At 71.9% G+C, this 15,159-nt stretch carries 8 protein-coding genes; 3 read left to right on the top strand and 5 right to left on the bottom strand.

Features of this window, described 5'->3' with window-relative positions; all coding sequences use genetic code 11:
- Window positions 1-88: 88 nt before the first annotated feature.
- The 3 genes from ACZ6R6_RS39985 to ACZ6R6_RS39975 all read right to left on the bottom strand — a co-directional run bounded on the left by ACZ6R6_RS39985 (window position 89) and on the right by ACZ6R6_RS39975 (window position 8,133).
- Window positions 89-1,747: a (2,3-dihydroxybenzoyl)adenylate synthase gene (locus ACZ6R6_RS39985; protein ID WP_470102142.1), complete on the bottom strand. Its 1,659-nt coding sequence runs from the start codon at window positions 1,745-1,747 to the stop codon at window positions 89-91.
- Complete coding sequence (locus ACZ6R6_RS39980) at window positions 1,744-6,945, bottom strand: type I polyketide synthase (protein ID WP_470102141.1); 5,202 nt, start codon at window positions 6,943-6,945, stop codon at window positions 1,744-1,746. The genes ACZ6R6_RS39985 and ACZ6R6_RS39980 overlap by 4 nt, the downstream gene beginning before the upstream one ends.
- 147 nt (window positions 6,946-7,092) lie before the next feature.
- Window positions 7,093-8,133 carry a methyltransferase gene (locus ACZ6R6_RS39975; protein WP_470102140.1) on the bottom strand — a complete coding sequence of 347 codons (1,041 nt, stop codon included), beginning with the start codon at window positions 8,131-8,133 and terminating at the stop codon, window positions 7,093-7,095.
- A gap of 669 nt (window positions 8,134-8,802) precedes the next feature.
- Between ACZ6R6_RS39975 and ACZ6R6_RS39970 the strand changes: the two genes are divergently transcribed.
- Window positions 8,803-9,993 (top strand): DegT/DnrJ/EryC1/StrS aminotransferase family protein, encoded by a 1,191-nt coding sequence (locus ACZ6R6_RS39970; protein WP_470102139.1) that lies wholly within the window; start codon window positions 8,803-8,805, stop codon window positions 9,991-9,993.
- Window positions 9,994-10,065: 72 nt separating this feature from the next.
- On the opposite strand, the gene ACZ6R6_RS39965 is transcribed toward ACZ6R6_RS39970, so the two are convergent.
- Window positions 10,066-11,286, bottom strand: coding sequence for a methyltransferase domain-containing protein (locus ACZ6R6_RS39965; RefSeq protein ID WP_470102138.1), 1,221 nt, complete (start codon window positions 11,284-11,286; stop codon window positions 10,066-10,068).
- A 499-nt stretch (window positions 11,287-11,785) separates the two neighbouring features.
- Window positions 11,786-12,808, bottom strand: coding sequence for an alcohol dehydrogenase catalytic domain-containing protein (locus tag ACZ6R6_RS39960; protein ID WP_470102137.1), 1,023 nt, complete (start codon window positions 12,806-12,808; stop codon window positions 11,786-11,788).
- A gap of 288 nt (window positions 12,809-13,096) precedes the next feature.
- Here ACZ6R6_RS39960 and ACZ6R6_RS39955 point away from each other — a divergent pair, with 288 nt between their 5' ends.
- Both ACZ6R6_RS39955 and ACZ6R6_RS39950 read left to right on the top strand, forming a co-directional pair.
- On the top strand, window positions 13,097-13,282 hold the full coding sequence (locus ACZ6R6_RS39955; RefSeq protein WP_306876084.1) for a hypothetical protein: 186 nt from the start codon (window positions 13,097-13,099) through the stop codon (window positions 13,280-13,282).
- 30 nt (window positions 13,283-13,312) lie between these two features.
- The gene (locus tag ACZ6R6_RS39950) at window positions 13,313-14,713 is read left to right on the top strand and encodes an FAD-binding monooxygenase (RefSeq protein ID WP_470102136.1); all 1,401 of its coding nucleotides are present in this window, start codon (window positions 13,313-13,315) and stop codon (window positions 14,711-14,713) included.
- The last annotated feature ends 446 nt before the right edge of the window (window positions 14,714-15,159 follow it).

Raw genomic sequence — 15,159 nt, 5'->3', positions numbered from 1 at the left:
CCGGCCCGCGCACCGGCCGGGCGCCGGCGGATGAGACCGAAACGGTCCCGCACCGCCGAGCCGGTGCGGGACCGCGGTCCTGGCGGCCTCAGGCGGTGCCCGGCCCCGCGACGTCGGCGAGCAGAAGTTTCTGCAGCACCTTCTTGTCGGGTTTGCCGATCGGGGTGTGCGGCAGGTCGTCCAGCACCTCAAGCCGTTCGGGGATCTTGAACGCGGCCAGGCCGCGGGCGGTGAGGGCGGCGGAGACGTCGCCGAGCGTCAGCTCGTGGCCGGGGTGCAGGCGGGCGAACAGGCAGACCCGTTCGCCTACCTCCGGGTCGGGCATGGCCACCGCGGCGACCTCGGCCACCTGCGGCATCTCCTGCACCAGGGTCTCGATCTCGCCGGCCGAGATCTTCTCGCCCGCCCGGTTGATCAGGTCCTTGACCCGGCCGCAGACCACCACGTTGCCCTCCGGCGTGATCCGCACCAGGTCACCGGTGCGGAACCAGCCGTCGGGGGTGAAGGAGACGCTGTTCTGATCGGGTACCCCGTAGTAGCCGCGCGGGGTGTACGGACCGCGGGTGAGCAGCTCGCCGATCTCCCCGGGCAGCACCGGGTGCCCGTCCGGGTCGGCCACCAGCAGCTCGTCGTAGGGGCTGACGGGGGCGCCCTGCGTGGTGTGGGCCACCTCCTCGGAGGCGTCGGCCGGGGTGTAGCAGATGAGGCCCTCGGCCATGCCGTACACCTGCTGCAGGCGGCAGCCCAGGGCCGGGCCGATCCGCGCGGCGATCTCCGGCGACAGCACGGACCCGCCGACGTGGACGTAGCGCAGGCTGGACAGGTCGCGGCGGCTGGTGGCGGCCTTCTCCATCCATTTGAGCACCACGGCGGGGACGGCCGAGGTGGCGGTGACGCCCTCGGCCTCGATCGCCTCGAACACCGGCTCCGGGCGGGGGGAGGGCAGCAGGACGGCCCGGCCGCCGGAGAACAGCGCGCCGAGGATCCCCGGGCTGGCCAGCGGGAAGTTGTGGCCGGCCGGCAGTACGGCGAGGTAGACCGTGTCCGGGCCGAAGTCGCAGGCCCTGGCGCTGCGCCGGATGTTGTACTCGTAGTCGTCGTGGGTCCGGCTGATCACCTTGGGCACGCCGGTGGTCCCCCCGGACAGCAGGAACACCGCGACGTCGGAGCCGGAGGGCGCCCGCCCGTCGAGCCGGCGGCGCCGGGCCGTGCTGTCGCCGTCCTGCCCGAGCAGGCCGCGCACGTCGACGCTGTCCGGCCGCACCTCCTGGCCCACCACCAGCACCCGCGCCGGCCCGGGCAGCGCGGCCGCCACCCGGTGGGCGAGGTCCTGGTGGTCGTAGCCGCGCCAGGTGTCGGGGACGATCAGGGCCTTGGCCCGCACGTGCGTCCCGATCGAGACCAGCTCGTGCTCGCGGTGCGGCGGCAGCATCATCACCGGCACCACTCCGAGGCGGAAGCAGGCCAGGGTGACCACGACGAACTCCCAGCAGTTCGGGAGCTGGACCAGGACGGTGTCGCCGTGGTCGAGGCCGGGGTCGGCGAGCCGCTCGGCCAGGGCGTCGGCCTTCACCGCCAGGTCGCGGTAGGTCAGCCGGTGGCCGCCGTCGACCACCGCGATCCGCTCGCCCCGCTGTTCGGCCCATTCCCACAGGTAGGAGCCCAGTGGACGGCCCCGCCAGCAGCCGGCCGCCCGGTAGGCGTAGGCCAGGTCGGCGGGCCAGGGCACCACCCCGTCGAGCTTCATCGCACGCTCCCTTCACTGAGCGGGGTGGATTCGGAGCCGTCGATGCGCTCGGCCAGCAGGGAGGCGACCGCGTCGATGGTGGGCCGGTCCCAGAACAACGTGACCGGCAGCGGCAGCCGGAACCGTTTCTCCAGCCCGCGCCGGATCCGCATCGTCATGACCGAGTCGAGGCCCATCTCGATGAGGGGGTGGCGCGGGTCCACCTCGGTCGCCGCGAGTTTCGTCTCGGCGGCGACCTGGCGGCGGATCTCCTCGGTCAGGAACAGGTGCAGATCGGGCCCGTTGAGGCCGATCCACGGGGAGGCCGTCTGCTCGGCCGCGCTCTCCTCGGCGGGGGCGTCCGACGGCAGCTCGCTGAGCAGCGGGAGCCTGCGCTCGCCCGCCTCCAGCGGGATGGTGCGCAGGACGGCCGCGTAGCCGAGGTCGTAGCGCTCGGCCAGCTCCCAGGCGCCGAAGGCCTCGGTGAGGCTGATGTCGGCCGTGCCGCGCGCGGCCAGCTCGGCGTCGATGACGGCGGAGGAGGTGGACATGCCCAGCCCCCGCCAGGAGGTCCAGCCGAAGCTGGTCGTCGCGCTGTCCCCGGCGGCCCGGCGGTGGGCGGCCAGCGCGTCGAGGAAGGCGTTGCCTGCGGCGTAGCTGGCCTGGCCGGGCAGGCCGAGCAGCTGGCCGCTGGAGGAGAACAGCACGAAGAAGTCCACGCTGCCCGGCGGGAACAGGCTGTGCAGCACCAGCGCGCCGTTCACCTTGGGTCGCAGGACGGTGCGCAGCGATCCCTCGTCGAGGGTGCGGAGGGTGTGGTTGTCCAGGACGCCGGCGGCGTGCACGACGCCCCGGATGGGGGGCAGCCCGAGTGAGGCGGCCGACAGCAGCTTCGCCGCGGCCTCGGCGTCGGCGATGTCCACCGCCACCGTGACCACGGTGACGCCGAGCCGTTCCAGCGATCGGATCGCCTCCACCTGCGCCAGCTCGGTGGGGTCGGTGAGCCGGTCCCAGGCGTCCCGGGGCGGCAGCGCCCGACGCCCGGCCAGCACGATCCGCCGTCCGCCCCGGTCGGCCAGCCAGTGCGCGACCTCCAGGCCGAGGACGCCGAGGCCACCGGTGATCAGGTAGGTGCCGTCCGGCTGGCAGGTCATCGGCTGGCGGACGGGGTCGCCCTCCAGCCGGTGCAGGCGGGGCAGTGACGGCTCGCCGTCGCGCACCACGACCACGTCCTCGCCGCGCATGGTGCGCACGACGGAGATGAGGCCGGGCACGTCCTCCGGTGACTGCCCGATGTCGACGACGCCGCCCCAGAACTCGGGATGCTCGCCGCCGATGATCCGTCCCAGGCCCCACAGCGGGCCGTGTCCCAGCGCCCGCTCGTCCGCGCTCTCGCGCACGCCCTGGGTGACGCACCACAGCCGGGCGGGGGTGACCAGCCCGGTGCCGGCCAGCCGCTGCGCGGTCCGCGCCAGCAGCCACGAGGCATGGGCCGCCGTCTCGTCCACCTCGCCGGGCGCTCCCAGCGCCGGCACGACCAGGACGATGTGGTCGCCGGTCAGTTCGGAGTCGCGCAGCTCCTCCGGCGTGGCGGCGATGCGGTGCGGGATGCCCGAGCCGCCGAGCCGCTCGGTCAGCCTGCCGAGCAGCGCCGTGTCGGGGCCGATGAGGACCATCTCCGGCGTGATCAGGGACTCCTTGCGCTCCGCCGGCCGCCAGGTGATCTCGTGCACCAGGCGGCGCGGGTTGGTGACCGCTCCGACGTCGCTGTCCAGCACGCCGTACCGCAGCCGCGACAGCCTGCCGACGACGGTGCCGTCGAGGTCGGCGATCTCCACGTCGACGGCGTCGTCGCCGGTCACGCGCACGGTGACGCGGGCCCGTGCCGGTGAGGTCTCGGCGAGGGTGACGCGGTGGATGTGCGCGGGCATGCGCAGGATCGGCGGTCCGGGGAAGGCCACCGAGGCGGTCGACAGGGCGGCGTCCAGGATGGGCGCCCACGTGGTGGGCACGGTGTCGGCGTCCTGGTCGGCGCGGACGGTGGCCACGATGGTGCCTTCGCCGAGCTGGATCCGTTCCACCGCCCAGGGGAAGCCCATGGCGGCCACGCCGAGCGCGGCGAGCCGGTCGACGACGTAGTCGGTGGGCAGTTCTTCCCCGGCCACCACCTCGTCCGACTCGGGGTCCGTGCCCGGGGCGGAGTGCGGCTCGACGGCCGCGGTGGTGTGCGTGACCCAGCCCTTGTCGTCGTCGCCGTCGTCGGCGATCTGGGACGACAGCCGGACCGTGCCGTCCTGCAGGACGATCTGCAGGTTGCGGGGGCTGGTGACGCTGACCGGCACGCGTAGGGCCACGTCGGTCAGATCCGGCCAGGGCCCGGTGGAGGCGGCGGCGGTGAGGAAGGTGTTCAGCAGGACCGCTGCCGGGATGATCTCCACCTCGCGGACCGGGTGGTCGCCGGGGTAGGGGCGGGAGTCGCGGTCGAGGTAGGTCAGCCACGCCTGTGCCGGGGTCGTGCCGATGACGCTGGTCCGCCCGCCGAGCAGGGTGTGGCTGGCCGGGTCGTGCTGTTCGGTCAGGGAGGAGCGGCCCACCGGCTCCTCGCTCCAGTGCGGTCTGTGCTGCCAGGCCGTCGTCGGCAGGTCGGCGAGCGTGCCGCCCGGCCACAGGGCCGACCAGTCCACCTCGGCGCCGTGGCAGTACAGCAGGCCGAGGTTGGTGAGCAGCGTCTCGCGTTCGGGCCGGTTGCGGCGCAGGGAGTGCGTGACGAAGGCGTCCTCGACGCCGAGCCCGTCGAGCGTCTCGTTGATGGAGTGTTCCACGACGGGGTGGGGGGAGACCTCGACGAACAGGCGGTAGCCGTCCTCGACGGCCGCGGTCACGGCCTGGGCGAAGCGCACCTGCCCGCGCAGGTTGGCCGCCCAGTAGGAGCCGTCTCGCGGCGCGGTGGAGCGGGGGTCCTGCAGTGCCGTGGTGTAGACGGGAATGGTGGGCGGCTGCGGCGGCAGGTCGGCGGCGGCCGCGGCCAGCGCGTCGAGCAGCGGGTCCATGTGCGGGCTGTGGAAGGCCACGTCGGAGTCGACCTGGCGGACGCCGAGCCCTTCGGCCTGCCACCGCTGGCTGATCTCCCGGACGGCTTCGATGTCGCCGGAGACCACGGCCGATCCGGTGGCGGCGGCGACCGCCACCGCGAGGTCGCGCCGGTCGCCGAGGCGCTGTTCGGCCTCCTGCGGCGGCAGGTTCACCATGGCCATGGCGCCCCGGCCGGCGACCTGGCGCAGCAGCACCGAACGCCGGCAGACCAGCCTCGCGCCCTGTTCGAGGGTGAGCACCCCGGCGGTGACCGCCGCGGCGATCTCGCCGACCGAGTGGCCGATGACCGCGTCGGGCCGTACGCCGCCGGCCCGCCAGAGTGCGGCGAGCGCCGTCTGCACCGCGAAGATCATCGGTTGGATGACGTCGACCGGTTGCGGGGCGTCGTCGAGGATCGTCGAGCGGGGTGAGACGCCCATTTCCTCGACGAACACCGGCTCCAGCTGGTCGATCACTCCGGCGAAGACCGGGTCGGTGGCCAGCAGCTCGCGGGCCATCCCGGTCCACTGGGAGCCGTGCCCGGAGAAGACCCAGACGAGGCCGCGGCCGGTGGACGGTGGCACGGTTCCGGTGGCCGCCCCCGTGCCGGATTCGGCCAGCTCGCGCAGTCGCGCGATCAGTTGCTCGCGGTCGGCGGCGAACACCGCGGCCCGGTGGGGCAGGTGGGTGCGCCGGTGCGCCAGCGTGTGGCCGACGTCGGCGGTCTTCGTCTCGCCGTCTCGCGTGAGCCGGTCGGCGAGGCGGCCGGCGTACTGGCCGACGGCGGCCTGGCTGGCTGCCGACAGCGGGTACAGGGCCGGGCCGCTGTCGTCGGCGGCCTGCTGGGCGGGCGCGTCGGCCGCTTCCAGGATGACGTGCGCGATCGTTCCGCCGTAGCCGTACCCGGACACGCCGGCCCGTCGGGGCCCGCCGGTGTCCGGCCACGGGGTCAGCTCCGTCGTCACCCGCAGGCCGGAGGTGTCCCAGGGGATGGCGGGGTTGGGCGTGGTGAAGTTCAGGCTCGGCGGGATCTCGGCGTGCCGCAGCGCGAGCACCGTCTTGATCACGCCTGCCACGCCGGCGCCGGCTTCGAGGTGGCCGATGTTCGGCTTGACAGACCCGATCAGGCAGGGCTGCCCCTCGGGGCGGCCGGGCCCGAACACCGAGGTCATCGCCCCGGCTTCGAGCGGGTCGCCGACCCGGGTCCCGGTGCCGTGCGCCTCCACGTAGCCGACCGTGGCCGGGTCGATCCCGGCGGCCCGGTAGGCGCGGCGCATGAGATGGGCCTGTGCCTCGCCGCTGGGCGCCATGATGCCGTTGGTCCGCCCGTCCTGGTGTACGGCGCTGCCCCGGACGACCGCGAGCACCCGGTCGCCGTCGCGCCGGGCGTCCGACAGCAGCTTCAGGACGACGACGCCGCCGCCCTCGCCGCGGCCGTAGCCGTCGGCGTCGGCGTCGAAGGACTTGCTGCGCCCGTCCGGTGAGGTGGCGCCGGCGGCGTCGAGCACCAGGGACAGTCCCGGCGCGGCCATCACCAGCACGCCTCCGGCGAGTGCCACGGGGCACTCCCCGGCGCGCAGCGCCTGCGCCGCCAGGTGGATGGCCACCAGTGAGGACGAGCAGGCGGTGTCGACCGCCACGCTCGGGCCGCGCAGGTCCATCGCGTAGGAGACGCGGTTGGCCACCGCGCAGTAGGCGCCGCCGATGCCGGTCCACGCCTCGATGCGGGGAAGGTCCTCCAGCAGCCTGCGGCCGTAGTCGTCCGCGCCGACTCCCATGAAGACCCCGGTGTCGCTCCCGCCGAGATCGCGGGGTGGGATTCCGGCGTGTTCGAGCGCCTCCCAGGCCAGCTCCAGCACGATGCGCTGTTGCGGGTCCATGAGGGCGGCCTCGCGCGGGGTGATGTCGAAGAAGTCGGCGTCGAAGCCCTTGACGTCGTTGAGGAACGCGCCGCGCCGGGTCACGTCGCGCACCGCGGCGGCGTGCTCCCGGCCTTGGGAGGCGTACCAGTCCCAGCGGTCCCGGGGGAGCTCCCCGATGGTGTCGCCGCCCTCGCGCAGGAGGGTCCAGAACTTGTCCGGGGAGTCGATGTCCCCGGCGAATCTGCAGGCCATCCCGATGATGGCGACGGGTTCGGGGGAGTTCATCGGCGGTCCCGCGTCATCGTGTTGACGGTCTTGAAAACGGCGCCGGCCACGGTCATCCCCTTGTCCTTGCACCAGAGCCCTCCTTCGCTCGTCGCAGGCCTCCCTCCGGGGCCTCGAGAGCAGCTCAGAACCAGTGGAACGGGGTTCTTACTTGTGGCCGACGACGAGTGTGTGACTGAAACCCATGTCCTGGTAGCGCTCGATGCGCGAGAAGCCCGCGTCGAGGACGGCCTTCTCCATGTCGTTGGGCGAGTAGGTCATGCCTTCGCCGGAGGCCAGCGCCAGGAAGTACGGTGACACCAGTCCGCCGCTCATCGACCCGGTGCCCTCGTCGTTGGAGGTGAAGTTGTAGACCAGGCACACACCCCCCTCGGGCAGCGCGTCGTAGCACTTGCGCAGCAGTTCGGTGTTGCGCTCCAGCGACCAGATCTCGAAGATGTGGAAGAAGAGGATCGCGTCGGCGCCCTGGGGCAGCGGGTCGGCGAACAGGTCGCCGGCGTGGAAGTGCACCCGCTTGTGCAGGTCCGGGTCCTCGATCCGCTGCGAGGCGAGCCGGGTGACGCTCTCCTGGTCGAAGACCGTCATCTCCAGCTGCGGGTAGCGCCGTGCCAGCTCGATGCTGTTGGTGCCGTCGCCGCCGCCGATGTCGATGGCGTGGCGGATGTTGGAGAAGTCGTAGCGGTCGAGGATCTGCGCGAAGGCCCGCTGCGAGGCGTCGCCCATGTTGTCGTAGAAGACCTTCTGCAGCTCGGGGTGGGCGGTGAGGCGCTGGTACAGCGTCGTGCCCGGGCCGCTGATGTGGCGCAGCCCCACGTTGGTGTTCTGCCGCATGGACTCGGCGAAGTCGACCAGGCTGGCATTGATGATCTTGGCTTGGATGTCGATGAGCGGGCCGAGGAAGCGCTCACCGGAGCGCAGCAGCTTGCGCCGGGCCATCTCGCTGTTGACGTACTTGTCGCCCTGCTTCTCCAGCAGCAGCAGGGAGGTCAGCCCGAGCAGCAGGACGCGCGCGGGCTGCTCCTCGACGCCGATCGCCGCTGCGACCTCCTTGAGGTCCATCCCTCCCGCCCCCTCCAGAAGCTCGAAGAGGTCGAACTCAAGCCCGGTGCGCAGCAACTCGAATGCGGTCGTGCCGTGAATGATGATCCGCAAGTAGTCGGCATCCGTGATGGTGACGCTGGCGGCCATGGATCTCCTCCGCAGATGGAAGGCGAGCGAAAGGCGGAAGCACTGCCCGGTCCACGGCCGCGACCGCGACCTGAAGGGAAGCGCCTTCCTGGTTGTGGCTCTGTCGCCTCCTCGGATCCAGCCCTTCCTGCTCGCGTCTCAGATACTCGTCGCTCCTGACACGACGTCTCCACCAAGCATGATCGCGGCACTTGTGGTCCGCACCTTCTGGAGTGCGATGCCGCGCGGCACGGTGGTGGTGTCCCGCTGCGGGTTCCGCGGTGGCGGCGGGGTGGATCGCCGGCGGTGTGGTCCTCGCATCGCATTCGAGAAGATGCCCCGGCGTGCGGTCACTGAGATGATCACTCCGTACGGCGTCGCCGCGGAGTGCCGCCACTCATTGGTCGCCGCCGGGAGGGGCGGGGGGCTGCGGCCGGGTGGCGATGAGTCCGGGGCCGGTCCGCCGTCCGGGCCGGGACGGGCCGTGCCGGCCGTCGTCACGCTCCGGCATCTCCCGCCGGCGGGGTGCGCGCAGGGGGCGTCGGCCGAGGCCGGACAGCAGGAAGGACAGGGGCCGGCACCGGCCTCCTGACCGCAATCACCGGCGCCCACCCGGCGGGTGGCACGGCCGGATCCGCCGCAGACGGCGTCGCCGGGCCGCCTCGCACCACGTCCGTGAAGGAGAACCTGATGGTCGACATGATCAACGTTTTTCAACCGTCGCTCGGTGAACAGGAGCTGGCGGCGGTGCGGGAGGTCTTCGAGAGCAACTGGGTCGGCCGTGGTGAGAGGGCGAACGAGTTCGAGGCGGGGTTCGCGCGTCATATCGGTGTCGGCCGGGAGCATGTGACATCGGTCAACTCCTGCACCGAGGCGACGTTCATAGCGATGGAGCTGGCCGGTGTCGGCCCGGGCTCGGAGGTGGTCCTGCCGACGGTGAGTTTCGTCGGCGCGGGCAACGCCATCGCCGCGCGCGGCGCGCAGCCGGTGTTCTGCGACGTCGATCCGCGGACGCTGAACCCCACCGTCGCCGACGTCGAGGCCGTGCTGACGCCGCGGACCAAGGCGGTGCTCATCCTGCACTACGGCGGTTATCCGGGGGAGGTCGCCCAGATCGCGCAGCTGTGCAGGGACCGCGGGATCCTCCTGATCGAGGACGCCGCGATCGCGATCGCCTCGCGCGTCGACGGCCGGCCGTGCGGGACGTTCGGGGACATGGGGGTCTGGAGCTTCGATCACGGCAAGATCGTTGTGACGGTCGACGGCGGGATGCTGTACGTGCGCGACCCCGAGCTGGCGGCGCGCGCGCCCAAGCTGGCCTATTTCGGCCTGGAGCAGAAGAGCGGGTATGACCAGGCGCTGCGTGCCCGCACGCGGTGGTGGGATTTCGAGATCTCGTCGTTCTCCAGGCGCTCGGTCACCAACGACGTGCTGACCGCCATCGGGAACGTCCAGCTGAGCCGGCTGCCGGAGTTCATCGAGCGCCGGCGTGAGATCGCGCGGCGCTACGACAGCGGGCTGGCCGGCCTCGACGGCCTGCTGTGCCCGCCGCCGCTGCCCGCCGGCCACGAGTCCTCCTACTACATGTACTGGGTGCAGTTCGAGGGCGGCATCAGGGACGAGATCGCGCGTGACCTCTACGAGCGCGGCATCTACACCACCTTCCGCTACCCGCTGCTGCACAAGGTCGCGGCCTACGGGTCGGGCGCCCTGCTGCCCAACGCGGAGGCCGCGGCCGACAGGACGCTGCTGCTGCCGATGCACCAGGCGCTGACCGACGCCGATGTCGAGCGGATCATCGGGGCGGTGCGCGAGTGCGTGAGCGAGCGCCTCGGCGGCGCCAGGGGCGTGAGGCTCGCCGTGGCGGACCGCAGCGGATGACCGCAGGCACACACGATCGGGGCGCCCCCTCCGACTGCCGGAGGGGGCGCCCCGATGGCGTTGCTGCGGGTCTCAGACGATGTGGACCTCGGGCACGTAGAGGATCCAGCGGCCGCCGGCCTCGCGGAAGCCCTGCTCCTTGGCCATGATCTCTTCTGCGTGGTTCCAGGCGAACAGCAGGGCGTAGTCCGGGTAAGGGGCGGAGAAGGCCTCCGGCGGCTTCACCGGCAGGTGCGAACCGGGCACGAGGTGTCCCTGCTTGGACGGGGTGGAGTCGCACACGAACGGGACCAGCTCCGGCCCGATCCCGCAGTAGTTGGTGACCGTCGAGCTCTTGCCCGGCGCGCCGTAGCCGACCACCCGCTGCCCGTCCGATCGGATCTTGTGCAGCAGCGCAACGAGGTCGTCTCGCACGCGCTTGACGGTCTGCCCGAAGTGCTCGAACGTCTCGGTCTCCGACAGCCTGCGGGCGCGCTCCTCGGCGAGCAGCGCGTTGACGGCCGGCGCCGGGGTGCGCGCGCCGGCTCTGGCCAGGGTGTAGCGGATCTCGCCGCCGTGCAGCGGGATGTGCTCGGCGTTGACCAGTTCGAACCCGAAGTGCCTGGCCATCGCCTGCACCGAGGTCACGCTGAAGTAGAAGACGTGCTCGTCGTAGATCTGGTCGAAGGCGGTCCGCTCGATGATGGTGCCCAGGTAGGGCTCCTCGAACACGAACACGCCGTTGGGTGCCAGCAGCGCGTCGATGCCCCGGAAGACCGAGTCGATGTGCGCGATGTGGCAGATGGTGTTGGCGCCGAAGATGACATCGGCCTCGCCGTGCTCGGAGCGGACGGCGGCCGCGCTCTGCTCGTCGAAGAACTCCGACAGCACCCGGACGCCCTTGGCCCTGGCCAGTTCGGCCACGTTCGCCGACGGCTCGACGCCCAGGTGCCGCACGCCGGCCTGCGCGACGGTCGAGAGCATCACGCCGTCGTTGCAGCCGATCTCGACGATGAACGGGTCGGAGCCGGTGAGCTCGGTCTCCAGGAAACGCCGGGCGTTGTGCTCGAAGTGCTTACGATGGCCGGCCGATCCGGAGGCGTGGTACCGGTAACCGGCGTGGTATCTGAGATCCTGCGGCACCTCCTCGACCAGCTGCACCATCGTGCAGAGTTCGCACACGCCGACGGCGAGCCGGAAAAAGAATTCTTGCTCTGCCTCGTGCGGCAGCAGGAAACCATTCGCCGTTGGTTGCCGCCCCAGGTCGACGAACTCCTGCACTTTTCCGCCACAAACCCGACATTTGGTGTACATGAACTGAGCTTAACCGTCGGTGTCATGGTTGCGCTTCTTCGCGGATGCCGATTCCGCCCGCCTGCCGTTCCAAGAATGGTCATAAAATTAGCGCATACCCTTATATCGGCCGGAACTTCTGGTTTCCGCGTATGAGCGCAGTGCCCGCACGGCAGCCGGGAGGCCGTCGTCCGTGGAGGGCCGGTGTGCTCTCGCCGTACGCGGGCCGGGGACCGCGGAATCGTCACGCGTCCGTTCCCGGCCGCGGCCGTCGCTGCGGGTGCCGCGCCCGCGACTGCGGGCGGCCGGTCGCCGCCGTCCCCGGGCCGCTGCGTGCGGAGCCGGGGGACGGCCGGAGCGCCCTGTGGCGTGCCGCCGGCGTTGGGGGTGTCCCCGGAGGGGTCGCGGTGGCGCCGGCCGCACGCCGGGCGCCCGGGGGGGCTGGCGTGGGTGGCTCGGCGGCGGCCCGGTCGCGCCGGCCGCGGCGGTGGCCGCGCCCCTCCAGCCGTATGCCGCCCGGTCAGTAGGTCACGACGGCCTTGAAACGCACCTCGCCCTTGGCGACCTTGTCCAGCGCCTCGGCCACCTGGGTCTTGTCGAACACCTCCACCTTCGGCGTCACCTTCCCGGAGGCGACCACCTCCAGGGCCTCCTTGAGGTACTGCGGACCCTCGTGGGTGGCGCCGAGCACCTGGTGCCGCTGGGCGAAGAACGGCCTGGCCAGGTCCGGCGCGATCGTGAACGGTTCCAGGCCGTCGATCCCGGCCAGCACGATCCGGCCGCCGAGCCGCAGCCCTCGCATGCTGTCGGTGGCGGCGGCGTAGGAGGGGCCGGTCGCCAGGATCACGTCGGCGCCGCCGGCGGCGAGCAGTTCCTCGCCGCTGCCGACGACGGTGTCGGCGCCGAGCTCCCGGGCCAGGGCGTGCTTGTCCGGCGACCGGGTGATGGCCACGGTCTCGAATCCGCCGGCGGCGGCGAACTGCAGCGCCAGGTGCCCCAGACCGCCGATGCCGAGGACGGCGACCCTCTCCTTCGGTCTGGGGGCGCCCACGCGGAAGGCCGACCAGGCCGTGTAGCCGGCGCACAGCACCGGGGCGGCGAGCTCGTAGTCCAGGCCGTCGGGGAGCAGCACCGTGCCGCTCGCGGCGGCCACCATGTATTCGGCGTGCCCGCCCGGCACGGTGAAGCCCGTCATCGCGGGGGCCGCGCAGCGGAACGCCGCCTGCCCGGAGACCGGCAGTTCGAGCGCGCAGTAGTCGCATCGCCCGCATGTCCCCTGGATCCAGGTGGTGCCGACCCGGTCACCGACCTTGCGGGAGGTGACTCCGGCGCCGACCTCCACGACCTCGCCGGCCGGTTCGTGCCCGGTGACCGCGGGGGAGAAGGCGGGGAAGGGGATGATGCCCCGTGTGGCCAGCACGTCGTTGTGGCAGATCCCGGACGCGTGAACCCTGATCAGCACCTCGCCGGGGCCCGGCCGTGGCGTCGGCACCTCACGGAGCTCCCACGCGGCATTGACCTCTGGAATGACGGCAGCCTTCATTGCCAACCCACCTTCGCGGTGCGGGGAATTAGTCCTACGGCGGGTCCGGCCCGAGGCCGCGCACCGCTTGAAGACGCCGGTCTGGGCCGTTGCACGCTCGGCAGGTGGCACCGCGGCCGCCGCCGGGCTCCGCAACCGCATCCTCACACCGGCGGATGGGTCCGGCATCTTTTCGATTGCGCTGTCGCGCACGCACCGGCCGGGCGTCGCGGGGTGCGGCCGGCACCTGCGCGACTACGCAATTCAGGAGATGCCCGGCGGCACACTCACTTGTGACGATGCGAGGGCGTGGCACAGGCGGCACCGACGCGCCGCCTGTCCGGAAATGCTGCTTTTCGCAAGCGTCCCGCCGAGAAAAGGAACAGCACGGTCGATGTGGGGCTCTCATCCACCGGCAACGGAACCGGCGTCGACAAGGCAAGTCCCGAACGTGGTTGTCCGATTCTGTTCGGCGACATCCATCGGAATGCCTGATCTGGATCGAGACTCGAGGAGATGATCGCCATGAGTATTAAAGTCGGCGACCGTGCGGTCGTGCTCGGCGGAAGTGTCACCGGATTGTTCGCCGCCAGCGCGCTCAGCAAGGCCTACCGCGAAGTGGTGCTGGTGGACCGTGACACGTTGATCGACGTGACCGAGTGGCGACGTGGCGCCCCGCAGACCCGGCACATCAACGGGCTGCTCGCGCGCGGCCAGCTCGCTCTGGAGGAGATGTTCCCCGGGATCACCCAGGAGATGGTCGACGACGGGATCCCGCTGTCGGACATGGCCGGTACCGTGCGCTGGTACTTCAACGGCGAGCCGCTGAAGCAGGTCCGCGCCGGCCTGACCTCCATCGCCGCCACCCGCCCGATCATGGAGTTCTACGTCCGCCGGCGGGTGCAGGCCATGCCCAACGTCACCTTCATGGAGAACACCGACATCGTCGGTCTGGTCACGACGGCCGATCACTCCCGGGTGACCGGGGCGCGGGTGCAGGCTCAGGCCAAGGGCAGCAAGGAGCAGATCCTTGAGGCGGACCTGGTGATCGACGCCGCCGGCCGTGGCTCGCGGACTCCGCTGTGGCTGGAGCAGATGGGGTATCTGCGGGTCCAGGAGGAGGGGATGAAGGTCGGCCTGGGGTATGTCAGCCGGCACTACGTGCTGAAGCCGGGCACCGACCCGTTCGGCACCGACCACTCGATCAACCCGGTCGCCTCCGCCTCGCTGCCCCGGGGCGCGATCTTCACCAAGACCGACAGCGGCAAGGTGGAGCTGACCGCCTACGGCATCCTCGGCGACCACCCGCCCACGGACCCGGAGGGCTTCAACGAGTTCGTCAGGACCCTCGCGGCGCCCGAGATCTACGAGACGATCATCCAGGCGGAGCCGCTCGACGATCCGGCGCTCTTCCGTTTCCCCACCACGATGTGGCGTCGTTACGACCTGCTCCCCTACCTGCCGGACCGGTTCCTGATCATGGGTGACGCGGTGTGCACGCCCAACCCGGTGTATGCCCAGGCACAGACGCTGGCCTCCCTTGAGGCGCTCGCCCTGCACAGGCACCTGGCGAGGGGGGTGGCGCCGAAGCCGAAGGAGTTCCAGCAGGACGTGGCCGACATCATCAAGCCGGCGTGGGAGATGACCTCGAGCGTCAACCTCAGCTTCCCCGGCGTCCAGGGGAAGCGGACGCTGAAGGTCCGGGCCGGCAACGCGTTCATGCGCCTGCTGCAGAAGGCCGCGACCCAGGACCCCCGCTTCACCGCCGCGTTCATGAGGGTGGCCGGGCTCATCGACCCGCCGGAGACGCTCATGCGGCCGGCGCTGATCATCAGCGTGCTGCGGCAGCTGTGGCGCAAGCCCGCGCTGCCCAGCCTGCCGCAGCGGACCGTGGCCCGTCCCAGGTCGAAGGCCGCCGCCAGGTGAGCCGCGTGCCGGGTGGAGGGGCGGGCCGGTCGGCCGGTGACTCCATCCGGCCCGGCCGCGCCGGGATGAGCGCGGCCGCGCGGATGTGACCGCCGGGGCCCGTGCCGGCCCCGGCCGCCACGGGCCCCGGTGACGGGGCCGGCGGCGTCCAGGCGGCCGCTGACGGAGGTGCCCGCCCCGCCGGAGACGGCGGGGCGTCCGTCTGTCCGGGCGCGGGCGCCGGCCGGTGCGAAGGGCGCCGCAGGCGGCGGAGGTCCGCGATCGTCGGCCTGCCGAAGGGGGTCCGGGCAAAGGTTCTGGGCGGGATGCCTGAGCGCACGCCGTAGGCGCTCCGAGAGCCGGGGCGGGGGGGTGGTTTTCGGGTACCCGCCGCCCCCGCGCGCGGGGTTTTGGGGCGCGGGGGTCAGGGGGCTGCGCGGTCGGGCCGGGCCGCGCACCACCGGCGG

It is taken from the genome of Streptosporangium sp. NPDC048886 (genome assembly GCF_055586905.1).
This window is presented reverse-complemented; position numbering and strand designations above follow the sequence as displayed.